This is a genomic window from Priestia megaterium (assembly GCF_041941685.1).
Lineage (GTDB): Bacteria > Bacillota > Bacilli > Bacillales > Bacillaceae_H > Priestia > Priestia megaterium_C.
This window is the reverse complement of the sequence record NZ_CP130958.1, coordinates 3,232,869-3,256,104: the sequence shown is the minus strand read 5'-3', so window position 1 is coordinate 3,256,104 and position 23,236 is coordinate 3,232,869. Positions and strand designations below refer to the sequence as shown.

The 23,236-nt window shown below is 39.1% G+C and carries 24 protein-coding genes and 3 pseudogenes; 19 read left to right on the top strand and 8 right to left on the bottom strand.

Annotation, left to right across the window (positions count from 1 at the left end; all coding sequences use genetic code 11):
- Positions 1–282: 282 nt before the first annotated feature.
- Positions 283–426, bottom strand: coding sequence for a YjcZ family sporulation protein (locus Q5794_RS17075; RefSeq protein WP_075421040.1), 144 nt, complete (start codon positions 424–426; stop codon positions 283–285).
- 512 nt (positions 427–938) lie between these two features.
- Here Q5794_RS17075 and Q5794_RS17070 point away from each other — a divergent pair.
- From Q5794_RS17070 to Q5794_RS17060, 3 genes are all read left to right on the top strand, one after another.
- Positions 939–1,112 carry a hypothetical protein gene (locus Q5794_RS17070; RefSeq protein ID WP_214985990.1) on the top strand — a complete coding sequence of 58 codons (174 nt, stop codon included), beginning with the start codon at positions 939–941 and terminating at the stop codon, positions 1,110–1,112.
- 347 nt (positions 1,113–1,459) lie between these two features.
- Positions 1,460–2,032, top strand: a complete 573-nt coding sequence (locus Q5794_RS17065) for a GNAT family N-acetyltransferase (RefSeq protein ID WP_192994398.1) — start codon at positions 1,460–1,462, stop codon at positions 2,030–2,032.
- An 80-nt stretch (positions 2,033–2,112) separates the two neighbouring features.
- Entirely contained in the window at positions 2,113–3,249 is a 1,137-nt protein-coding gene (locus Q5794_RS17060) for a GAF domain-containing sensor histidine kinase (protein ID WP_057234974.1), read from the top strand.
- Positions 3,250–3,308: 59 nt separating this feature from the next.
- On the opposite strand, the gene Q5794_RS17055 is transcribed toward Q5794_RS17060, so the two are convergent.
- Positions 3,309–4,082 carry a DUF2628 domain-containing protein gene (locus tag Q5794_RS17055; protein WP_214985989.1) on the bottom strand — a complete coding sequence of 258 codons (774 nt, stop codon included), beginning with the start codon at positions 4,080–4,082 and terminating at the stop codon, positions 3,309–3,311.
- 191 nt (positions 4,083–4,273) lie between these two features.
- Here Q5794_RS17055 and Q5794_RS17050 point away from each other — a divergent pair, with 191 nt between their 5' ends.
- From Q5794_RS17050 to Q5794_RS16985, 14 genes and pseudogenes are all read left to right on the top strand, one after another.
- Positions 4,274–4,618 (top strand): hypothetical protein, encoded by a 345-nt coding sequence (locus Q5794_RS17050; RefSeq protein WP_214985987.1) that lies wholly within the window; start codon positions 4,274–4,276, stop codon positions 4,616–4,618.
- Positions 4,619–4,632: 14 nt separating this feature from the next.
- The gene (locus tag Q5794_RS17045; protein ID WP_214985985.1) at positions 4,633–5,511 is read left to right on the top strand and encodes a PhzF family phenazine biosynthesis protein; all 879 of its coding nucleotides are present in this window, start codon (positions 4,633–4,635) and stop codon (positions 5,509–5,511) included.
- Positions 5,512–5,683: 172 nt separating this feature from the next.
- A pseudogene (locus Q5794_RS17040) lies at positions 5,684–6,562 on the top strand (sensor histidine kinase); the annotation flags it as partial.
- 72 nt (positions 6,563–6,634) lie between these two features.
- Positions 6,635–7,720 carry an ABC transporter permease gene (locus tag Q5794_RS17035; protein ID WP_374988180.1) on the top strand — a complete coding sequence of 362 codons (1,086 nt, stop codon included), beginning with the start codon at positions 6,635–6,637 and terminating at the stop codon, positions 7,718–7,720.
- Positions 7,720–8,415 carry an ABC transporter ATP-binding protein gene (locus Q5794_RS17030; protein ID WP_374988179.1) on the top strand — a complete coding sequence of 232 codons (696 nt, stop codon included), beginning with the start codon at positions 7,720–7,722 and terminating at the stop codon, positions 8,413–8,415. The genes Q5794_RS17035 and Q5794_RS17030 overlap by 1 nt, the downstream gene beginning before the upstream one ends.
- Positions 8,416–8,647: 232 nt before the next feature.
- Complete coding sequence (locus Q5794_RS17025) at positions 8,648–9,037, top strand: VOC family protein (protein WP_214985980.1); 390 nt, start codon at positions 8,648–8,650, stop codon at positions 9,035–9,037.
- A 105-nt stretch (positions 9,038–9,142) separates the two neighbouring features.
- Positions 9,143–9,741, top strand: a pseudogene (locus Q5794_RS17020) (GNAT family N-acetyltransferase).
- Between the two features lie 168 nt (positions 9,742–9,909).
- A complete protein-coding gene (locus Q5794_RS17015; RefSeq protein WP_214985978.1) occupies positions 9,910–10,269 on the top strand; it encodes a hypothetical protein in 360 nt (119 codons plus the stop codon).
- Positions 10,270–10,709: 440 nt separating this feature from the next.
- The gene (gene zwf / locus Q5794_RS17010) at positions 10,710–12,212 is read left to right on the top strand and encodes a glucose-6-phosphate dehydrogenase (RefSeq protein ID WP_214985976.1); all 1,503 of its coding nucleotides are present in this window, start codon (positions 10,710–10,712) and stop codon (positions 12,210–12,212) included.
- Between the two features lie 28 nt (positions 12,213–12,240).
- Positions 12,241–14,235: pseudogene (gene tkt, locus Q5794_RS17005) on the top strand (transketolase).
- A 30-nt stretch (positions 14,236–14,265) separates the two neighbouring features.
- Positions 14,266–15,159: a phosphogluconate dehydrogenase (NAD(+)-dependent, decarboxylating) gene (gene gnd / locus Q5794_RS17000; protein WP_192994374.1), complete on the top strand. Its 894-nt coding sequence runs from the start codon at positions 14,266–14,268 to the stop codon at positions 15,157–15,159.
- A 49-nt stretch (positions 15,160–15,208) separates the two neighbouring features.
- Positions 15,209–15,877 carry a fructose-6-phosphate aldolase gene (gene fsa / locus Q5794_RS16995; protein ID WP_129710569.1) on the top strand — a complete coding sequence of 223 codons (669 nt, stop codon included), beginning with the start codon at positions 15,209–15,211 and terminating at the stop codon, positions 15,875–15,877.
- A 78-nt stretch (positions 15,878–15,955) separates the two neighbouring features.
- Complete coding sequence (locus Q5794_RS16990) at positions 15,956–16,441, top strand: hypothetical protein (RefSeq protein WP_214985972.1); 486 nt, start codon at positions 15,956–15,958, stop codon at positions 16,439–16,441.
- A gap of 287 nt (positions 16,442–16,728) precedes the next feature.
- Positions 16,729–17,322, top strand: coding sequence for a hypothetical protein (locus Q5794_RS16985; protein WP_075421022.1), 594 nt, complete (start codon positions 16,729–16,731; stop codon positions 17,320–17,322).
- Positions 17,323–17,362: 40 nt separating this feature from the next.
- Here the strand turns inward: Q5794_RS16985 and Q5794_RS16980 are convergent, their stop codons facing one another.
- The 6 genes from Q5794_RS16980 to Q5794_RS16955 form a co-directional block, all read right to left on the bottom strand.
- Complete coding sequence (locus Q5794_RS16980; RefSeq protein WP_223272376.1) at positions 17,363–17,716, bottom strand: DUF1516 family protein; 354 nt, start codon at positions 17,714–17,716, stop codon at positions 17,363–17,365.
- Positions 17,717–17,869: 153 nt separating this feature from the next.
- Complete coding sequence (locus Q5794_RS16975; protein ID WP_214985967.1) at positions 17,870–18,292, bottom strand: NucA/NucB deoxyribonuclease domain-containing protein; 423 nt, start codon at positions 18,290–18,292, stop codon at positions 17,870–17,872.
- A gap of 140 nt (positions 18,293–18,432) precedes the next feature.
- Positions 18,433–18,897, bottom strand: coding sequence for a FixH family protein (locus Q5794_RS16970; RefSeq protein ID WP_214985965.1), 465 nt, complete (start codon positions 18,895–18,897; stop codon positions 18,433–18,435).
- Between the two features lie 29 nt (positions 18,898–18,926).
- On the bottom strand, positions 18,927–19,718 hold the full coding sequence (locus Q5794_RS16965) for a PepSY domain-containing protein (protein WP_214986176.1): 792 nt from the start codon (positions 19,716–19,718) through the stop codon (positions 18,927–18,929).
- A 208-nt stretch (positions 19,719–19,926) separates the two neighbouring features.
- Complete coding sequence (locus Q5794_RS16960) at positions 19,927–20,568, bottom strand: response regulator transcription factor (RefSeq protein WP_053487482.1); 642 nt, start codon at positions 20,566–20,568, stop codon at positions 19,927–19,929.
- Complete coding sequence (locus tag Q5794_RS16955) at positions 20,569–21,390, bottom strand: sensor histidine kinase (protein WP_374988178.1); 822 nt, start codon at positions 21,388–21,390, stop codon at positions 20,569–20,571.
- Positions 21,391–21,613: 223 nt separating this feature from the next.
- Here Q5794_RS16955 and Q5794_RS16950 point away from each other — a divergent pair, with 223 nt between their 5' ends.
- Together Q5794_RS16950 and Q5794_RS16945 are read left to right on the top strand one after the other, a co-directional pair.
- Entirely contained in the window at positions 21,614–22,447 is an 834-nt protein-coding gene (locus Q5794_RS16950) for an AraC family transcriptional regulator (RefSeq protein WP_214985962.1), read from the top strand.
- Positions 22,448–22,474: 27 nt separating this feature from the next.
- The gene (locus tag Q5794_RS16945; RefSeq protein WP_214985959.1) at positions 22,475–23,104 is read left to right on the top strand and encodes a LysE family translocator; all 630 of its coding nucleotides are present in this window, start codon (positions 22,475–22,477) and stop codon (positions 23,102–23,104) included.
- The last annotated feature ends 132 nt before the right edge of the window (positions 23,105–23,236 follow it).

The following is a 23,236-nucleotide window of genomic DNA, read 5'->3' as shown; positions in this document are numbered from 1 at the left end:
GTTGCAGAGTGACTCTCTTTTTAATTAATCTTTTTATCTATTAATATGTAGAAAAAAAGGAAGTATGAACAAGAAAAATAAGATGATGGGAAGAAGCAGACAAGAAAAGGGAGATTAAAAAATCTATTTTTTTACAATGGTTAGTCTTATTATTATTTGGTTCATAAGCACATTTAAAAACAGTGCCCATTATGTGGACACTGCTTTTTCATAATAAAGTGGAAAGCTAGCTTTTGGTAAAAAATTAGTGGAAATGAAGCTGTTCATCATTATTTCTAATGATTAGCAACCGCCAAATCCTCCCCAGCAAGCACAGCCGATGATGATTAATAAAATGAATAATACGATGATTAAAGCAAAGCCACTGCCAAACCCGCCGCCGCCGTAACCGTAACCGCCATAACCACAGCCACCATAGAAGCCCATGCATTTCACCTCCAAGTTCTGAGTACATTTTTAACATATGCCTGAAATGCAAAAGTGCTCCAAAAATATCCAATGATTTCAATGAAAATAAAAAAAGGTAAGAAAATAAAATGGACACGGTACTTTTTTTACTTTCTACATAGGATGAATCATCCCAAGATCTCATATATGAGCCCCCATGTTATAACGAAGCAGGCTAATACCACTTCCTCCTTAGCCTGCGTACATAATGAAGGAGAAGCCGAAGAATTTTTCTTCGGCTTCTTATTTTTACTATGAAATAAACACGTTAGTACTTTCCGTATACCATTCTAAGTCAGGACCGCTTTTTTTGTATGTATTAGGTACTAAAAAGAAAGCAAGCTCATTTTCATATAAACCTAGTAATTTGCTTTTTTTCGTAATTCTTTTCCCTTATTTTCAGGATAGCCAAGATATTTGCCCAAGACAGCGAATAGGTAAATGCATATTCTTGGGTGAAAGCAAAAAACAAAAAAGCGGAGATTTCTCTTATGAATTCAGAAATGCATTTTTTACCTACTATGTATTCTCAAGATCATCATCAACTTCAACACGCAGATGAAAGGTTTATTGGCAGACCGTTTGGCTTTGGCGGCTACGGTTACGGTGGTTATCCTTATGGTGGCTTTGGCGGTTACGGCTATGGCTTCGGCGGCTGCTGTTAAACGTAAATAAAAGAAAAATCCCAGAAGAAGTATTTTTCACCTCATTCTTTTCTATAAAGAAGTCTGTTTTGGAGCGTAAGGCTTTATATCCATCCACAGTTAATCAGAGCATGCACCCCACTTAATATAAAAAACCATCTGGTGATTTTCCAGGTGGTTTTTGATTTTTACATAGGGAAGAAATAAAAAATAGCGGCAGAAAGGGATAAAGAAAAGATGTTAGAATCGTGCTTTTTGTTCTTTACATTACAGTAAGAAACGCTTACTATGTGAGAAAATGGAAAATGTTAATGAAGCATTCTTTTTACATAACTTTCTGTGAGAAGTAAAAGAGGGAGAGACATAACATGATCGAAAGTCATACTATTTATTTACGCCCGTTAACTGTCAGCGATGCGCATGACAGCCTTCGGTTGCAAAAGGACAATCGCGACTTTTTTGAACGGTTTTCTATGATTCGAGAGCATTCTTTTTATACGTTAGAGAGCCAAGTAGCAAAAATTCAGCGTCACGAAGAGAATAGGAAAAACGATAAAGAATACTATTTTGGTCTTTTTCAAAAAGAGAATAATAAGTTGATTGGCACCATTAGTCTTTTTCAAGTGCTGCGCGGATCTTTACAAAGCGCGTTTATCGGCTATTTTCTAGATCAGCATCATAATGGAAAAGGGTACGCAACAGAAGCTGTAAGAGCACTTGTTGGCTATGCGTTTGAAGAGTTACATCTTCACCGCATTGAAGCCGGCGTCATGCCACGTAATTTGCCTTCTCAGCGCGTACTCGAAAAAGCAGGGTTTCATAGGGAAGGAATTGCTAGAAAAAATGTAAATATTAATGGCATATGGGAAGACCATCAAGTCTTGGCTATCCTTAACCCTAATGATGAAATAGAAGAAATAAACGAGTTCTTAAAATTTTGATATACGTTTTTACATTTAAAATTTATAATGAGAATAAGAGAATAGAACAGTCTATATTTAAATAGTAGGTGACTAAGGTAATGGAAGAGAGGAACATCAATGAAAAAGCCGTTTGGGATGTATTGCAGATGGCTAGCGAAGTAGTCGGAAGCAGGACGCTGTTTGTAGGGATTTTCGACGAACAATTTTCAGTTATGAAAGCCTTTAATAAAGAAGGGGGAAGTCTTGTAGAGGATGGACTGACGCTGCCGTTAGAGCTTGCGGTATGCAACTTAGTCACGTGTGATGAACCCCTTGTTATTCCCAATACAAAACGCGATGTTAGAACATCTAATTTAGCCATCATTGATGGTGCCCGGGTAGGTTCTTATTTAGGAACACCTATTGTGCTAGAAGACGGGAGAATGTTTGGTACTTTATGCGCGGTCGATCCGGATCCTTATCAGTTTAGCGAAAGTGAAATTCAAGGGTTAAACCGGCTGGCTGGTATTTTGTCTCATATTATTTATAAAAATCAAGCGGCTGTTTTGCCGAAAATTGAAGAGAAAATTCTGCAGCTTGATAAACTGGCGCTCGTAGGGCAGCTAGCAGCAGGATTAGCCCATGAAATTCGAAACCCAATGCAGTCGGTGCGCGGCTTTATTCAATTTTTATTTAATGAAAATGAACAGGCAGAGCCTTTTCAAAAAATTGTTCTTGATGAACTGGATCGTATGAATGAACTCATTAATAACTTCTTGCTTGTCACGCAGCCAACAGCGCCTAAAAAAGAAATCGTATCGATTGTAGAAGTTATTCATGATACCGTTGCTTTCTTGAAAAGTGAAGCTGCGCTGTATAATGTCGAAATGAACGTAAGAATAGAAGGAGCCATTCCGCTTGTATCAATCGATCCTGCTCAAATGAGACAAGTGTTTATGAATCTTTTAAAAAACGCCATTGAAGCAATGGAGAAAAAGAAACGCGGCGAAGTAAATCTTATTATTAAAGAATGGGAAGGTTGGGCTCTTATTGACATTCAAGATACCGGCTCTGGCATTCCGCTATCCATTATTAATAAAGTAGGAAATCCATTTTTCTCAACAAAAGATGGAACAGGCATGGGGTTAGGGCTTTCTATTTGTAAAACGATCATCAACGAGCATAACGGTAAGCTTGCGATTGAAAGTGATGAGAACGGGACAGTGGTGACGGTTAAGCTGCCTTTGACGCTTTAAGGTAGAACAAAAAAGAAAGGAGAGCAAACACTCATCCTTTCTTTTTTTTGTGGACCTTTTTAATATGCTGAACTGTCTTCAATCCAGTATTCATAGTCTTCCGCATCTTTTTTATTTAACTTTTTGCCGTTGATGTAAATTTTGTCCCACTCGTAAATTTGTTTATCCAAATAAACGTTAAATACAATGCGTACATGCTCTTTTTCTGTATAATCGTAGCCGGTAAATTGTACAACGTGATGACGGCCTTCTTTCTTGATGTAGGTCCATTTTGGATGATCGTTGTACGTTTCAAGCGTAATTGCTTCGTCGCCGTAGCGAACTACATCTTTAATATTCGTTTTTGTTGGTAAAAGTGATAATCCCGCTCCGACTCCAAAAGTAATCACAAGCGCTAAGATGCTTAAACCAATAGCAATTCCGATGTGAGTGCCGCCTTTTATTTGCAAATAAGCTTCTTTTCGCTGCTCCGGCTGGGCTTCGGCTCGAGCTAACACGTTTTTAGCGTGCTTATAATACCAGCGGTTGGCACATAGCCCTGTAATAAGTGAAGCGCCGCCGAACACAATTGCGTCGGACCACTCTGGTATGTCTACAAAGCACAAAAGGGAAAACCAAATTACTTCAATAAGCGTTAAAATAAAAAAGTGCTTATACATTTTTCGGTATGCAAACCAAGCGCTTGTCAGAAAAAAGGCTGCCCAGTTCCACGTGTTGTTTTTAGCTGGATTGGCTGTTTTTCCCCATTTTAAATCATAATACGACGTATTCGTTCGAACTACTTTATGCTCTTCTTCAAAAGAAACGAGTTCATTTACTGCTTGTTCTTCCATTTAAAACACCTTTCATTGGTTATAATCTATCATCTAAAATGACTCTATTATTATACATTATTTCTAGTATTTTTCTATTCTTCCTTAAATTATTTTTAAAGTAAGAATATTTGCGCTGTAGATTTTTTAACAAGAACTTTCATAAAAAAAGAAAAATATGGTAGATTTGAAGAAAAAGGAGCTGCTTGAACATGAATCGTTTAAAGAAAGCTCTGCACCAATCGTGGTCAATTCATTCAAGCACGAAGTGGACGGCTGACAATCCTGCCAAAGGACAGTGCGGCGTGACAGCTCTTGTCGTTCAAGATCTAAAAGGAGGAGATATTCTAAAAACTCCGTGTAAAGAAGGCTGGCATTTCTATAACCAGCTTGATGAACAGCGCTATGATTTTACACAAGAACAATTTCGCGAGCCTCTCCATTATGCAGACATTTTGTCCAGTCGGGAAGAAGCGTTTATAGATACGAATAAAGAGCAATATGAGGCTTTAAAGAAAAACGTAATGACCTATTTCATACATAAAAATTTCCTTTAGAAAGGAACACATAAATGAAAAGTATTGAGTATTCCATTGTTGATGTATTTGCACAGAGAAAATATACGGGAAATCAGCTCGCAGTTTTTAAAGACGCAGGAAGCCTTTCAGACAAAGAGATGCAGCAAATGGCTAAAGAAATTAATTTCTCTGAAACGACGTTTATCACGTCTTCTTCTGCAAAAGGAGAATATAACGTGCGAATTTTTACGCCTAATGAAGAAGTGCCATTTGCAGGACATCCGACGCTCGGAACCGCTTATGTTATTCGAGAAGAACTAGAAGAAAAAGATACAGAGAAGCTTATTCTTCATTATAAAGCAGGTCCTACGCCCGTTACATATGATGAACAAAAAGATGTGCTGTGGATGACACAAGGTCAGCCGACGTTTGGGAAAGTGTTAGATAAAAAACAAGTGGCGGACGTGTTAAACCTTGATGAAGCTTATATCGATATGCGTTTTCCCGTTCAAGAAGTATCCACCGGCCTGCCAGTCATCCTTGTCCCGTTAACATCATTAGAAGCAGCTAAAGAGATAAACGTAGACAAAGAGAAATATTTCAAACTGATAGAAAATACAGAAGCGAAAGCGATTATGGTATTTTCACCGGAAACCTATCACCAAGATCACCACTTAAACGTACGAGATTTTGCCGACTACTACGGCGTTCCAGAAGATGCGGCAACCGGCAGCGCCAACGGCTGTTTAGCAGCATATTTAGTTAAATACCGTTATTTTAATCAGACCGTGATTGACATACGTGTAGAACAAGGATATGAAATAGAAAGACCTTCACTGCTGTATGTAAAAGCTAGTTATGACGGAGAGGCTTTTCACATTAGGGTAGGCGGAAAAGTAGAGATGATTGCGCGAGGTGAATGGATTTTGTAACAAGCCGTTCATCTGCTGTTCACAATAAGTCCTTATCCTGATAAAAACGCAATAGGACCACGGCGTTTGGTTACACTAGTAAACAGATAGATACTGAAAGAATAAATGATGGCGGCCAAAAGGCCGCCATTTTAAATGGTTGATAAAAGGAGTGGCAGAAGAAATGATTCACATTTTACTGCTGATGATTGTATTAAGTATTTTATTTGTACTTATTAGCACGCGTTATTTAGTAAAACCAATCGTCAAGCTAACAGAAGCGACAAAGCAAGTGGCAAAAGGAAAATACAACGTTGTGCTGTACGTAAAGCGCCGAGACGAAATCGGCGCGCTTGCTTCACATTTTTCCGAAATGGCTAAAAGTTTAGAGCAGCTTGAAGAGATGCGCCAAGAATTTGTATCCAACGTGTCACATGAAATTCAGTCTCCGCTGGCGTCCATTCAAGGATTTTCGAAAACGCTCCGTTCTGCTCATCTTTCAGATGAACAGAGAAATGAATATCTGTCTATTATTGAAGAAGAAAGCCGGCGCATGTCGTCGCTCAGCAAACAGCTGCTTACGCTTGCTTCACTTGATAAAGAAAGTGAGCATATCGACAAAAGCACCTTTGACGTTGCAGCTCAAATCAAGCAAGTGCTGTTTATGACGGAGTGGAGCTGGCGTGAAAAAGAGCTGGCCATTGAAATGGATCTTCCTTCAACGATGATTTCAGGCGATCAAAAACTGCTTCATCAAGTGTGGACAAATTTGATTACAAACAGCGTAAAGTTCACGAAAGAAGGAGGAACGCTGTCTCTTCGCGTTGGTATGGAAGACACGCATTGCCACGTTGAATTTCAAGATACGGGAATCGGCATGTCAAAAGAAAGCCTTCTCCATATTTTTAATCGTTTTTATAAAGAAGATAAAGCAAGAAGCCGGACGGAAGGAAGCAGCGGTCTTGGTTTAGCGATTGTAAAGCAAATTGTCGAGATGCACGGAGGCTCGATTCACGTTGAAAGTGAAAAAGGAAAAGGCAGCACCTTTCACGTTTATCTTCCGAAAATGTAATGAGCCGTTCATCTTCCATTCATTTTCTATTTTTATACTTTAAATAGAATTAAAAAAGGAGATGAAAGAAACATGTTTTTGGCTTTACGTGAATTAAAACATGCGAAGCTGCGCTACTTACTCATTGGCGTGATTATGGTGTTAATTGTATGGCTTGTACTTTTTGTATCAGGCTTAGCAAAGGGGCTTTCCTCTGACAATGCTTCAGCTGTTCAAGAAATGAAAGGAAATTACCTTGTGCTTCAAAAAGAAGCGGATCAGCGTCTGACGCGCTCTGTTTTATCCATAAACAAAACAGAAGATATTCAACAACTAAGCGGCAAGAAAAATGCTGAGCCGCTTGGTGTGATGATGACAGCCGTTATAAATGAAGGAAAAGAGAAAAAAATAGACGCCTCGTTTTTTGCCATAAGCACAAGCGGCTTTTTAGCTCCTAACGTAACAGAAGGGAAGATGATTACGGACGATGCGAAACATGAAGCCGTGGCGGACTCTTCGCTAAAAGAAGAAGGAGTAAAGCTAGGGGATACGATAAAAGATACGGCTTCAGGAAAAAGCTTTAGGATTGTTGGTTTTACAAAAAATCAGTCGTTTAGTCACGCGCCTGTTATTCATATTAATCTTACAGAGTGGAAGACAATTGAAAGCACAGGTGCTTTTAATGCAGTGGTGTTAAACATGAACGATAAAAAAGCACATGCTCTTCAAAAAAAGGAGTCTGACATTGATGTGATTAGTAAAGATGAAGCGTTAAAAGGAATTCCTGGCTATCAAGAAGAACAAGGCTCGCTTTTAATGATGGTCACGTTTCTGTTTATCATTGGAGCTTTTGTCTTAGCCGTTTTCTTCTACGTGATGACGCTTCAAAAAATGAATCAGTTTGGCGTGTTAAAAGCGATAGGAGCAAAAACAAGTTATTTAGCACGGACAATTTTATCTCAAGTGGTTGTGTTAACTTTATGCAGTCTTGCTATTAGTATTGGATTGACATACGGAGTAGCTGCCATTTTGCCTCATTCGATGCCATTTCACTTGGATTTATCGCTAATCGCAGGCTGTTCGGCGCTGTTTGTAGCTGTTTCTGTACTGAGTTCATTATTGTCGCTATATCGCGTAGCAAAAGTAGATGCGGTTGAAGCGATTGGGAGGGCTGTTTAATGAGTGAAGAAAAATTAGTTTTAGAGAGTGTTAGCAAGTCGTTTGGAGACGGAGAAAACGCTGTAGTCGTGTTAGATGACCTATCGCTGTGTGTGAAAGCAGGAGAGCTTGTGGCGATTGTCGGTCCTTCTGGTTCTGGGAAAAGTACCTTTTTATCCATTGCAGGCGCGTTGCTTTCACCGTCTAGCGGACGCGTGATTATTGACGGAGACGAGATTAATAAAATGTCTCCATCACAAATGAACAGCATTCGTCTGGAGAAAATTGGCTTTATCTTTCAATCAGCTAATTTAATTCCGTATTTAACGGTTCGCGATCAGCTTCTTCTTGTAACGGAACTAGAAGGAAATCGAAATAAAGAAGCGAAAAAAAGAGCGGATGATTTGCTTGAAGAACTAGGGCTTGCTCATCGAAAGCATCATTATCCTGAAAGTTTATCCGGAGGAGAACGTCAGCGGGCAGCGATTGCAAGGGCGTGGATGAATAACCCTGAAATTATCTTTGCAGATGAGCCGACAGCAAGTTTGGATTCAGAGCGAGGAAGAGCAGTCGTACAAATGCTCGCAGATGAAGTAAAGCTGAGGGGCAAATCAGCTGTAATGGTTACGCATGACCAAAGAATGCTGGATTTATGTGACCGCGTTGTGTGGATGGAAGATGGAAAATTAGTGGAATCAAATAGCGTGAAAGTCTAAAAAAGTGCTGCTCTTCATTGTGCATATATTTGTCGTCTCGGTTTGGCGCCTCCATACGTTCACTTCTTTATTAGTAAATCAGTTAGTTATTCATATTCCATTTCTTTAAAAAGCGTGTAGCGAAAATAAAACAACGCTATTTAGGAAAGAAGAAAATAAGACACAGGAAATGAAAAAGCAATGAAGAAATAGTAAAAAGGTGATGAAACGATGAGAAAAAGGAGTGAAAGTAATGATTAGAAAAGTCGGTCAAATTATGGTATATGTAAATGATCAAGATCAAGCGGTAAAGTTTTGGACAGAAAAAATGGGATTTCAGGTTATGTCTGAACAAAATAATGAACAAGGCATGAAGTGGATTGAGTTAGCGCCGGTAGCGGGTGCTGAAACAACTATTATCCTTCATAACAAACAGCTAATAGCAAAAATGCAGCCAGAATTAAATGTTGGGACTCCTTCGCTGCTGTTTTTTACAGAGAATGTGGATGAATTATATAAAGAGTTAACAGTAAAAGGCGTAACAGTGGGAGAAATCGTATCGATGCCTTCAGGAAAAGTCTTTAACTTCTCAGACAGTGAAGGTAACTATTTTGCGGTTATGGAAAACGCGGATCATGCATAAAGGGAAAATAAAAAGACAGCGGGAGCGTTCATTCTCGGTGTCTTACATGTAAAGCAGGATGAGTTACTCTGCATCGTTATTATAAATCAAGGAGTGATGCCCCTCATGATAAAACTAATAGGAGAAAAAGTGTTGCTAAGAGGAGCGACATCAGAAGACGTTAATGAACTTTATTATTGGAAATACGAAGAAATATCCAAGAAGCAAAAAAGTGGAACGCCCCTTACATACCAGAAGAAAGACTCACGAAAGAAGAATATATGAATTCATGGGATAAAGAGCATGAGCTTTTTCCGGGCATTCCTCGATTCCTTGCGGTCATAGTTGATGAAAAAGCGGTGGGAACCGTAAGCTGTTACTGGGTGGACAAGCATACAAACTGGCTGGAAACTGGAATTGTTATTTACAACTCAGACTATTGGAGCGGAGGATATGGAACGGAAGCTTATCGTATGTGGATTGATTTTTTATTTGAGTCTACATCGTTACATAGGCTCGGTATGTCCACATGGTCAGGCAATATCAGAATGATGAAAACAGCTGAAAAAATAGGGATGAAAGAAGAAGCAAGAATCCGAGAAGCACGTATCGTAAACGGTGAATATTTTGATAGCATCAAAATGGGCATTCTGCGAAGAGAATGGGAAAGTAAGCGTAGTAAGAGCTGTAATAGGAAAGAATACAGAGGTGAACTAAAGCATTGATCAATATAGTCTCATTATTTAAGGCTTCTTCCTTTATGAATGGAAGAAGCTTTTCTTATGTCAATCATGTCATCTGTAAGACCTAGCGTGTATAAAATTAAAAGAAGGAACGTTTATATAGGTCTGCTCAAATCAGCTACTGTGTTAAAAACATCAGGGGGGAAATGCATGCGGGCAAAGTTTAAAAAATTTACAAAAAGAAGCCTAAAAAAGGAGAAAACGCTGCAGTTTACACTAAATGTAATCGGAATATTTATGTTTATGGGGATTTTAATCAGGTGGTGGACCGTTCCGTTCGCTGTTAGTCACGATCTCCGAATTTACTATAATTCAGATTTTCAAATGAAGCTGAGTGAGTGCAAGGAATTTCTGGCGTTCGTTTTATGCGCAGCAAGCGTGTATTTTAGTTTAGTAAACGTCTACTTTTTAGGAAAAACAGGTAAAAAACTAGTCTATACTGTTCTTGTTTTACTGGCTGTTTTTAACCTCTATATGATGCTTACACTTCTTGCTGTAGCCACACATTAAAGGCGTGCATGCAGCTTAAAAGAAAGAGGTCAAACTTCCTTTCTCTTTTAAAGTGTTTTGCGATTCTGTTATGTGAAAAACAGATAGATCTTCAAACATCTTCATTAGTTGAGCTTTCATATTACTTCCACCTTTTGATATTTTCACCTGACACATATGTAAACATTATATATGTTTTTAATTTCATACAATTCTATCAAATCCATTAAAGCAGTTTTATTTTTTAAATTCAATCGAAAAGTATTTTTATTATTTTTCCATAAACTAAACGAGATAAGCTGCTATAAGGTTTAAAGAAAAAAAGAAAACTGAAATTATTTTTTACGAGTTTAATATCTTGACGAAAAAATATTTCAGGAATAAGATAGGTTACATAAAGTAACGAGTGAAAGAAAAGTTACTTTTTAAAGATTATATTTTTCCTAACAGGAGGAAGAGATATGGAAGCGATGACTTTTGTTTTATTCGGTTCAACAGGTGATTTAGCGAAACGCAAAATTTATCCTGCACTCTATAATTTATTTGTAGACGGGAAAATCCCTAAATCAATTTCTGTTGTAGGACTAGGCAGAAGGGAGATGTCCGATGCAGATTTTCAGAAAAAGGTAGAAGAATCTATTCACACTTTTTCACGTCGCATCGAAAAAGATTCATCTCTTATGAAGCATTTTCTTTCAGCTTTTCGCTACAGCCAATTGGATGCAGCGAATGCTGAAGACTATAAAAGTCTGTTAAATCTAGTAGAAGCACGAGAAGCAGAACTAAACATTCCAAGCAACCGAATGTTTTATCTCTCCGTTGCACCAGAATTCTTTGGTACGATTGCCGAGCATATTAAAGACAGTGGCTTAGGTGCTACAAAGGGTTGGAAACGGTTAATTATTGAAAAACCGTTTGGTCATGATCTAAAGTCAGCTCGACAATTAAACGAAAACTTAAGCAAAGCGTTTAAAGAAGAAGAGATTTACCGCATTGACCACTACCTTGGCAAGTCGATGGTACAAAATTTAGAAGCGCTGGAATTCGCTAATCCTATTCTTCAATCATTATGGAATAACGAACATATTGCGAATATACAAATTACAGCAAGTGAAACGGTCGGCGTAGAGGAAAGAGCAAGCTATTATGACCATTCAGGAGCCATTCGAGATATGGTCCAAAATCATATGCTGCAAATGCTGATGATGACGGCTATGCACTTACCGGCTCGCATTAGCGCTGATGATATTCGAAACGAAAAAATAAATGTGTTAAAAGCGCTTCGTCCGCTTGTAAAAGAAGATATGGATCTAGACGTTGTTCGCGGTCAATATGAGGCTGGGAAAATAAACGGGTCTTCAGTGCCGAGCTACATAAATGAGCCCGGCGTATCACCATCTTCGCAGACGGACACGTTTTTAGCAGCCAGACTATATATCGATAATTCGCTTTGGAAAGGCGTTCCTTTCTACATTCGTACAGGGAAAAGAATGGCTGAAAAAGCGACGAGAATTGTTATTGAATTCAAAGACTCATTAAAAGAGTTGTACTTAGACAAAGGAGAAACAACATCTCCAAATCTGTTAATGATTGAAATTAACCCGCATGAAAATATTACGCTGCAGTTGAACAGTAAAAACCCATTTAATCATGGTCATATTGAACCTGTACAAATTAATTTTTCAGGCCAGCAAGAAGGAGCACCGGAAGCATATGAGCGTCTTATTGCAGATGCATGTGCCGGAGATTCTACATTTTTTGCTCATTGGAAAGAAGTAGAGCTAGCTTGGGAATGGGTTCAGCCGCTTCTTGAAGCGTTTGAGGAAAATACAGTGCCGCTTCACAAATATGCTGCTGGTTCACACGGCCCTGACGCATCACATGCACTTTTAGAAAAAGACGGTTTTAAATGGTGGTTGGATGAAGAAACAGCAAGTCAATCACGCGAAGTGCAGCCAGTTTAATACAAACAAAGCGAAAGAAGGATGACACATGAGTACCAACATAGACACACTTGCAGTTAATACGATTCGCACCCTGTCAATTGATGCGGTGAACGCAGCCAATTCAGGCCACCCTGGGCTTCCGATGGGAGCTGCTCCGATGACCTATGCGCTGTGGGCGAATCACTTACAGCATAATCCGGCAAATTCAAGCTGGTTTAACCGAGATCGTTTTATCTTATCAGCCGGTCATGGCTCAAGCTTGCTGTATAGCATGCTTCATCTAAGCGGATACAATGTATCAATAGAGGATTTAAAAAGCTTCCGCAAGCTAAACAGTAAAACACCGGGTCATCCTGAATTTGGACATACGGACGGCGTAGAAGCAACAACAGGTCCTTTAGGTTAAGGAATTGCAAATGCAGTCGGAATGGCAATGGCAGAAGCCCATTTAGCAGCAAAATTTAACCAGTCAAATTTCCCTGTCATTGATCACTATACGTATACGTTAGTAGGCGATGGTGACTTAATGGAAGGCATTTCTTATGAAGCGATGTCCATGGCTGGCCATATGAAGCTTGGCAAACTTATCGCTTTATATGACTCCAACGATATTTCGTTAGACGGGGAATTAAATCTGTCGTTTAGTGAAAATATCCAGAAAAAAGCGGAATCTGCAAACTGGCAGTATTTACGTGTAGAAGATGGAAATGACGTAGATGAAGTCACAAACGCAATCGAAAAAGCGAAGCAGCACACCGAACAGCCAACGCTCATCGAAGTGAGAACAATTATTGGCTACGGAAGTCCAAAAGTAGCGGGAACAAATAAAGCACACGGCAATCCGCTTGGGGAAGAAGAAGCAAAAGCAACAAAACAAGCCTATGGCTGGGCAGCTGAAGAAAACTTCTATGTGCCAGAAGAAGTAAAAGCTCATTTTGAAAAGCTACAAGAAAAAGGGATGAAAGCAGAAGCAGAGTGGAACAAGCTATTTGCTTCTTACCAAAAAGAATACCCTATGCTCGCTGATGAATTAGAGCGTGCCATCACGGGCGAAGCGTTAATTAAAGTGAATGATATTTTAACATTTTCATTAGAAAAAGCGATTTCGACTCGTGTTGCAAGCGGAGAAGCTATTAATTATTTCACTAAATCTGTGCCATCTATTTTTGGAGGCAGCGCTGATTTATCGCATTCCACGATGACGGACATTAAAGAAGAAGGCCCTTACGCACCTGGATATTTCGGTAACCGAAATATTTATTTCGGAGTACGTGAACACGCAATGGGAGCGGCCGGTAATGGAATGGCTCTTCACGGCGGAGTGAAGCCGTTTGTCAGTACATTTTTTGTTTTTAATGATTACTTGCGTCCAGCGATTCGTTTAGCTGCACTGCAAAAACTGCCGGTCACATATGTGTTTACCCATGATTCCATAGCAGTGGGAGAAGATGGACCAACTCATGAGCCGGTTGAACATTTGGCTTCTCTTCGTGCAATTCCCGGGCTCACAGTAATCCGTCCGTCTGATGCAAACGAAACAGCAAGCGCTTGGGCTTACGCGCTTCAGCAAGCCGAAGGTCCTGTAGTCTTAGTGCTTAGCCGTCAAAACTTGCCTGTATTTGAAGAAACAAAACAAAATATCAACGATCTATCTAAAGGAGCTTACGTACTAACCGAAACAAACGATAAGCCGGAGCTGATTTTCATCGCTACAGGTTCTGAAGTAGCACTAGCGGTCAGTGCTAAAACTCAGCTAGAGCGTGAAGGTATATCTGTACGGGTTGTAGCAATGCCTAGCTGGGAGCTGTTTAACAAACAGTCAAAAGAGTATCAAGAGCGCATCTTGCCTGAGTCTGTTTCAAAACGAATCTCTCTAGAAATGGGAATTTCACTTGGCTGGGAACGCTTTGTAGGGCCAAAAGGAAAAGTGTTAGCCATTGACACATTTGGTGCTTCAGGAACGGGAGCTGATGTGATGAAGCTGTTTGGATTTACAGAAGAAAACGTAGTAGCACAAGCAAAAGAATTGCTAAAGGCTTAAATAAGAAGATAAATAGAAGGAGCTGTTCACATGAAAGTAGGATTAGTTGGTTTAGGGAAAATGGGGATTAACTTAGGACAAAACTTATTGGATCAGCGTCATGACGTTGTAGCATTTGACGTAAATTCAAACGCAGTAGAACAAATGAAAGAGTACGGTGCTTCAGGAGTATCAAGCTTGCAGGAGCTTGTTCAGTCACTAGAAACACCAAGAGTTGTATGGCTGATGGTTCCTCATACGGTTGTTGATTCTGTTATTAGTGAAGTGACGCCTCTTTTAGCTGAAGGAGATATCGTAATTGAAGCCGGAAACTCTCATTACAAAGAGTCTATTCGACGCTATAACGAGTTAAAAGAAAACAGAATCCACTTTATGGACGTTGGAACATCCGGCGGAATGGAAGGCGCTCGTAACGGAGCTTGTTATATGATTGGCGGAGATCGTGAAGCGTGGGAAATTGTTGAACCTATCTTCCGCGATACATCAGTAGAAAACGGATATCTATACGCTGGAGAAGCAGGCAGCGGACACTTTTTAAAAATGGTTCATAACGGCATTGAATACGGCATGATGGCTGCAATCGGAGAAGGATTTGAAGTTCTTGAAAAAAGCCAGTTCGACTATGATTACGAAAAAGTGGCGAGAGTATGGAACAATGGATCTGTTATTCGTTCATGGCTAATGGAATTAACAGAAAATGCATTCTCTAAAGATGCTAAGCTAGATGACATCAAAGGAGTTATGAACTCTTCTGGTGAAGGGAAATGGACGGTAGAAACTGCTCTAGACCTTCAAACAGCCACGCCGGTTATTGCGATGTCTTTACTGATGCGCTATCGCTCGCTTGAAGATGATACGTTTACAGGAAAGGTAGTTTCCGCACTTCGAAATGAGTTTGGCGGTCATGCTGTGGAAAAGAAATAACAAGTGAAATAATGGGTATAGTAAAAAAAACTAATGGAGGAATGAAAAAATGAAATTTTTTATTGATACTGCAAACCTTGACGATATTAAAAAAGCATACAAATTGGGCGTTTTATCTGGAGTCACAACAAACCCATCTCTTGTTGCAAAAGAAGGCGTAAAGTTTGAAGATCGTATTGAAGAAATTTTAAAAACCGTTCCAGAAGTAGAATCCGTTTCAGCAGAAGTGACTCCGGATGCCGAAACAGCAGAAGACATGATTGCGCAAGCAGAAGAACTAATCAAAATTAACGGCGGGGATCAAAACATTACGATTAAGCTTCCAATGACAATCGCTGGATTAGAAGCGACTCGCTACCTTGCTAAAAAAGGCGTAAAAACAAACGTAACGCTTATTTTCACTGTAAACCAAGCGCTTTTAGCAGCTCGTGCAGGTGCAACATATGTATCTCCGTTCCTTGGTCGCCTTGATGATATTTCAGAAGACGGCGTACAGCTTGTGGCTAAAATTGCCGAGTTGTTCCGCATCCAAAATATCGATTCTCAAATCATTGCGGCTTCTGTAAGACATCCGGATCACGTTACACGCGTAGCCCTTGCCGGAGCTCATATTGCAACTATTCCATATTCAGTAATCGAGCAGCTTGTTAAACATCCTTTAACCGAACAAGGAATTGAAAAATTTGCGGCTGATTGGAAAAATGCTGTTCAAAACTAAGTAAAAGATAAAGAACGTGCACATTCTAGAAAAAGAATGCACGCGTTCTCTCATAATATCCTTAAAGAGGTAAACACCATGAATACAGTAGACGCTAAGATTATTAAAACCCAATACGGTTCAGAGGTTTATGTAGATGATGTAGAGCATATTAACTTTAAAAGCTTTCATGCGCCGAAAGTTAATCAGCCGCTCTATCGCATTGAATTTGAAATTGGCTACTTTTTATTAAAAGAACACAGATATTACGAATACGAAAAGAACTATTTTTGGCTTGCAGTAAGCGAAGATTTTAGTAAGGTAATTATTCAAGAACCTGATATGGAGAGCTTATTTGGAGCTAAAAGCGAAGACGAAAGAAAGGCGACAAAAGAGCTTTTAAGTCAGTGGCTCATTCACACCGAGGCTTATAAAAAACAATTAAACCAGCATATTAATGACTGCAAAAAAAGTAATGAAACAAATAAGGGCATAACGGCTGTTTTAGAAAAGTTGCTGACTATATCAGCAGCAGATATCGAACAAGCTCCCATTGAAAAATTAGCTGCCCCACGAGCAGTTTAACTTGAAAAAGTGAATTAGCGCAGTCATAGTATGAGAGATAAAAGGTGCTTCGTTTAACACGCGAAGCACCTTTTTTATGTTGTCATAAAAAGCTGTTCCCTCCGTGAAAAATGCAGGGATTAAAATTTTGGAACATTACTTTTGTTACTTCAACAATTCAGTGAATCGGTGTGTTTTTAAGTAAGCTTAAAAAGAGAAAGGGGCTTTGAATCTTCTACTTCCTGTGAATAGTTTTGCAAAAATTAAGCATAATACGACTGCAAACTATATTTAAGGAGATGGAAAAAATGAAAAAAGGACTTATCATTGCTTCTTCAGTTCTTTTTCTTTCAGGCTTAGCTGCATGTGGAGGAAATAAAGACAATAACGCAATGGACAATACTCAAAATGACTTACGCAACACTTCTACAAACGACGGGGTTGATAACAATATCCCAATGGATAACACTGATCAGCCGACCAAGTCAGTTGAAGCAGCGCAAAATGTAGAAGATATGAAGGAAGTTGATGATGCATATGTGCTTCGCGATAATAATAATGCCTATGTAACGGTAGATTTAGCTGGAAATGACGCAGCGGACAACAATGATAACGGCAAGGTGAACACCGTAACGTATAACGGCGATACTTACCATGAAGTTTCAACTGATTTTGAGCAAAAAATTGCAGACCGCGTAAGAGAAGCCGATAATAAAATCGACAAAGTATACGTGGCGTTTGTAAACACGGGCTTAGACAATATGAACAACAACAATAACGTACCTGGCGTAGATAAAAATGACAAGATGTATCGAGATGATGAAAAAGACAACAACCGTGATCCAGAAGATATTGTAGAAGATCCAAAAGATATGATGGACCGTAACAACAAAGATCAATAACATCAAAAAGGCCTCTGAATCACCAGAGGCCTTTGGTTCATTAACTAAGTTCAAGTAAAGAAATAAAAATCGGAAGAACACAGCAAGAAACGGCTGAAATAAAATCAAGCTCGTTCTGTTTTTTTGCAGAAAGCGTGAACTCCATCAAAATAATTGTCAGGATACTCATGAAAAGCGTTGCATAAAAAAGAAAATCGCGCTGACTTTCCACTAAAAACAACACCGCATTTAAAATCAAAATAACGGCATAAAGAAACTTAAGCAGCACGTGAAGCTGCATGCTGAATTTATTCTCTTGTTTGTAGCGCAAGATATAAACAAAAAAGAAAATAAATAAAGTTAATTGCCATGAGGCAGGAAGTAACTGCTGCCATAGATTGTCCAAGAAACTCATTCCTCCTATAAAACGATGATGCATATATGTATAACATACATTTTTATTTTAAAAGTGAAGAGTATCTTTAGGCAAGAACAATTCTACTTTTTTATTCTTTTTCTTATACAGACTCTCAACGTAAAAAAAGAACGGTCGCGATGACCATTCTTTTTACTTCACTTCAATTAAAACCTTCGTACCGTCTGGAAACTCATCTACTTGATGAGAAATCCAAGACCCGGCGCCTCGGTTGTCTGAAGGCTTTACATATTCAATATCGGCGCCGCTTCCGCCTTCTTCACAAAAGGCCATCGGAAACTCATCTCGGTCGTAGCCGCTTTTAGTCGGAATGCCTTTTAAAGATTCACGGCGGTTTTCTTCAGCTCCGTCTCGGTCGATTGTACAAACAGCCGATTTTCCTTTATCGATTGCATGTTGAATGTGCGCTGCAGTTTCAGGGTAACGATCAGCAGGGAAGGTAATTACTTCATCGTAGGAGGTATTCGTTGAAGAGTTCTGCTCTAACGGATTTCCTTCAATTATAACAATAACAGCTAATACTAAAATTAAAATACCAGAAACAATTTTTTTCAATCTGTAAAACTCCTTTATAAAACGTTTATCACTTTTATTTTAAAGTAATAAGAAAAAAATGTAAAAACATATAATGGAACTAGCCAGAATCTATAAGAAAAATATAAGCTCATGTTCAGCTGCTGAACGTGAGCTTATGTCTAATGATGAGAGTGATGATGATGCGTTTCGTTTTCAGCTGGCTGCAGTGAACGTAACTCTTCTTCCGATAATTTGCCTACTGTGACTTGCTGAGTAGGAAGGATGTGTTCATTGCGCGCGTTAATATCGGTTTTAATATAATAAATACCATCTTCTTTAAAGGTTGCTTTGGCTTTATACATACTGCCGTCATAATGCGCTTTTACTGTTTCAACTTTACGGGGGGCATCTTTTTTCCACACTTTAAACTGAACGCTTTTTGCATCATCCACCGTTTTATTTTCTTGCATTACATGCACTTCTAACACCTGTGTGCTCTGTGGCTCTATATTTTCAGGAAGCATCACATGCGCAGACAGAGGCTTTGGCTGCTTGTAGAGCTTGTCTGCGTTACTGTTTACAGAGCACGCGGAAAGTAAAATCGTACTGAGTATGATCAATCCGGGCATTTTCCATTTGTTCATTGTTACTGCACCTCACATCGTTTCATGCATCATGCGTTTAAAAACCGCTTCAATGCTGGAATTTGTTTGATGACAAAGAAATCTAAAAGCCACACGATAACTAAGGACAGTCCAACTAAAGGAAAAAGGATACCAAACACCACGATTATACACGTCACAATTCGCATTGCATTTCCTTCAGGACCTTTAGGAGCCCCTATGTTTTTAGCTGGTTTTCGTTTCCACCACAGTAAGGCTCCGCTGATGGCGATACCAGCAATTCCGATACAAATAATAAGGCCCATAAGCTGATTCATAAATCCAAACTGTGTGCCTTTATGAAGGGTAATACCAAGTGCAATCAATTTGCCCATAAATCCATAGTTGCCGTACCGATAATCAGCTAAAACAGCTCCGGTATATTGATCAAGGTGAATGGTTGCTTCATCCTGAGCTCTTGGTGAAAAAACAGAGAGCGTATACAATTCTTCAATTTGATTCATTAAGCGACTCGAATCATCTAATTTTCCTATGATGTGACCATTGTGAGGATTAACGAAAATCGTATATGTATGGTCTTTTAATGAGATTCCTACTTCTGAAGAACGAGTGGAGCGATCACTGGGCTTATACGTCAACACGTCAGCGCCTGGATACTTTTCCTTTACAGCCTGTACTTGTGCTGAAGGAGATACGGACTGTGACTGAGCTTGTACATGATACAAGTCGTGGTACAGTCTTTCTTCAATTTGAGGCTTGAATAAATACATGCCTCCAGTAACAGCTAATATCAGAAGAAACGGAGTAAACACTAAACCCGCATAAAAGTGCCAGCGCCATATAGCTTTGTATAGACCTTGAGAACGCGCCGTGCTTTTTTAGTTGTACTCGTTGTTTCTTCGCGCTTTTCCTGCATCATTTTTTCCTCCTTTTTACTAACTAACGTGCTTTTATTATAGAAGGAAAGGGAGGATTAGCCATCACTCCTGAGAGTGATTGTTGGGACTTATAAGAGGAAGGTGCTAATAAAAAAACAGCTCGTGAAAGCTGTTAGTTCATTAAGCCATTTTGAAACGCATAGCTTGTCAGCTGCACGCGATTTTCTAAATGAAGCTTGCTTAAAATGTTTTTTAAATGGCTTTTTACCGTATGTTCAGAAATAAATAACTGCGCGGAGATATCGCGGTTTGACAGGCCTTTAGCCACTAATTGAAGCACTTCAAGCTCTCGTGCTGAAAGGGGAGTGTCGGGTTTTGTAATGGACGTTTCCTGAGGAAACTCTTTTAAAATTTGAAACGCAATTTCTTTTGACATAGGAACTTCATCTAAAGCGAACGCACGCAAATAATCGTACCACACTTCAGACTGCAAGTTTTTTAACAAATAGCCCTGTGCGCCTTTCTTCAGCGCATCAAATAAATCCGTAATATCGTCTGAAACCGTGATAACCACAATTTTAACGTACGGAAACCGAAGCTTAATTTGTTTAGTTGCTTCTAAACCGTCCATGACAGGCATTCCAATATCCATTAACACGATATCGGGCATTAATTTTTCGGTCAGTTCAATGGCTTCTTGCCCGTTGGTTCCTTCGCCAACAATAATAAAATCTTCATATTCTTCTAAAATATCGCGAATGCCTTCTCTCGCATGAGCATGATCATCTACAATTAAAATACGAAACGGCTGCATTTACGTAACCTCCTTTTTAATACTAACAGTCGTTTGGTTCTGTTTTCGCTGAATAGAAAAGTCCCAGTTCATATCCTTTGCACGATCTTTCATAATTTGTAAACCAAGCCCGGCCTTGAGAGATTCGGAAGTAAAACCTATACCGAAATCTGTAATTTCACAAATCCATCCGCCAGCCGTTTCACTGGCTGTAATCCAGATTTTATTTGTTTTTGCATGTTTAATGACGTTCATAGCCGCTTCTTTCACACAGGCAAACAGCTCATTTTTTTCTTTTCTCGACAGCGTTGTTTCTGCCAGTCTCCAATCTAAATTTACATCTAGTAAATGAGTATGTGTTAAATCATCGACGTATTGATGAATGCTTTCGGTCCAGCTTTCTGAAGAGTCTGAAGGAGAGTGCTTTAAATTTGTTATCGCTTGGCGCGTATCGTCATGAACATGCTGCAGGGTTTGTTTCATTCGTATAAAATCAGGATCCTGCTCTAATTTGTTTTTTCTTCCGAACTTGTTCATTTTAACAGATAGGAGAAACAGCGACTGCGCAATGCCGTCATGCAGTTCTCTCGCTAATTTTTCACGTTCAATGAGCGCTGCTTTCTTTTCTTTTTCCTGTCTTAATTCCTCCTGTATTTTTTCTAAAACAGAAAATAAATAGCGAACAAATACAAGCGTTACAAAGAAGACAAGCAGCGGAGACAGAACATTTCCCATGTCCATTGAAATATATGGAAGCAAAAAGGCATGGCGAACATACTCCCAAAGCGCGATGGTCAGAGTTGGAAGAAGCAAAATCAGCCATTTAATTTGTCTATATTTCATGGTATCCCTTCTTTCGTCCATAAAATGTGTCTATATTTTATCATTTGAGCGGAAAATTACTAGAGGAAAGAAGAGAAATCACTCTTAAGAGTGATTAGTACCACCCGTAGCTAAACGGATAAAAGTAATGGAAAAAAGTCTTATCTGCAATATCATACAAGAAAAATTTTCGAGTGAATGGTATGGTTAAAAAGCTTAGTATGTGACAAGGAGGGGTCGATTGATGACAAAAGAAATTCGCACGGCGCACGTTGACGCCGATTTGCATATTGAAGCTTACCGTTTTAAAGGGATTATGCAAAAGTTTCCTGCTCATTTTCACGAGTATTATGTGATTGGATTTATTGAAGAAGGCCAGCGTCATTTAATTTGCCAAGGCAAAGAATACATCATTAATCCAGGAGATTTGCTGCTGTTTAATCCGTATGATGTCCATAGCTGTGAACAAATAGACGGCAAAACGCTTGATTATCGCTGTATTAATGTGACGCCAGAAGTGATGAAAAAAGCTGTTTTTGACATTAACGGCAGTGAAAGTCTTCCGCGTTTTAACAGCAGCGTGGTGCAAAGAAGTGATGCTGTCTCTAGTTTAAAAGAGCTTCATTTGCAAATTTTAAATGGTGAGCATGAGTTCAAAAAAGAAGAGTTATTTTTATATTTGCTAGAAGAACTCATGCAGGATCATTCAAATCTTTCTTTTCTTTCGTCAGCCGTTGACACGTCTCATGAAATCACAACGATCTGCAGCTATTTGGAAGACACCTATACAAACAAGATCACGTTGAATGAGTTAAGTCAGCTAATTGGATGGAGCAAATACCGGCTGCTGCGCTCTTTTACAAAGCAAAAAGGAATCTCTCCATACAGCTACTTGGAAACAATACGAATCAATCAGGCTAAAAAGCTGCTAGAGCAAGGAAAAAAACCGATTGACGTATCTTTTTTGACGGGATTCAGTGATCAAAGTCATTTGACTAAATTTTTTAAGAGTCAGGTTGGGTTAACACCAAAACAATACATGCAAATTTTTGAAAGTGAAAAGAAAACAGGATGCTAATAATAGCTTAGAAGGGAGAGAAGAGCTGTGGATCATTTAGCTGCTTACATGCTGATGGCATTGGTCATGTCCATGATACCTGGTGCTGATACAATTCTTATCATGAAAAATACGCTTCATCACGGAGCAAAAGCAGGACGTTTTACCATACTCGGCATGGCTACAGGCCTCACGTTTTGGACGTTAATTGCTGTGCTTGGCTTGTCTGTTGCTATTGCTCAGTCGGTGTATCTGTTTAACACGATTAAATACATAGGGGCAGCGTACTTATTTTACTTAGGCATCAGAATATTTCTGACAAAAAATACGCTCTCATTGGAGGCCATTTCAGAAGAAACAAAAACTGTAAAGTCTTCATCTAATCGCTGCTATAAAGAATCATATATGCAAGGGGCTCTTAGTAATTTTCTTAATCCTAAAACGGTATTAGTTTATATTACGTTTATGCCACAGTTTATTAACTTGGATGCACACACAAATCAACAGCTGCTGATACTTGGTTTTATTCTGACGCTTATAGCGGTAGTGTGGTTTTTAATCTTGGTATATGTAATAGATTACGTGAAAAAATGGCTTAAAAAACCGGTATTTCAAAAAGCCTTTCAACGATGCAGCGGAGTGCTGCTGATTGGTTTTGGGATAAAAACAATAGTGTAATAGTGGTTAGTAAGCAAAAAAGAGGCTGGGATAAAAATGTATTAGTTGAAGGAAGACCCGAACGAATTTGATTCTTGATTGAGAATCAAACTCGTTCGGATTTTTTATTAGTATGGTGAACATTGCTTTCAT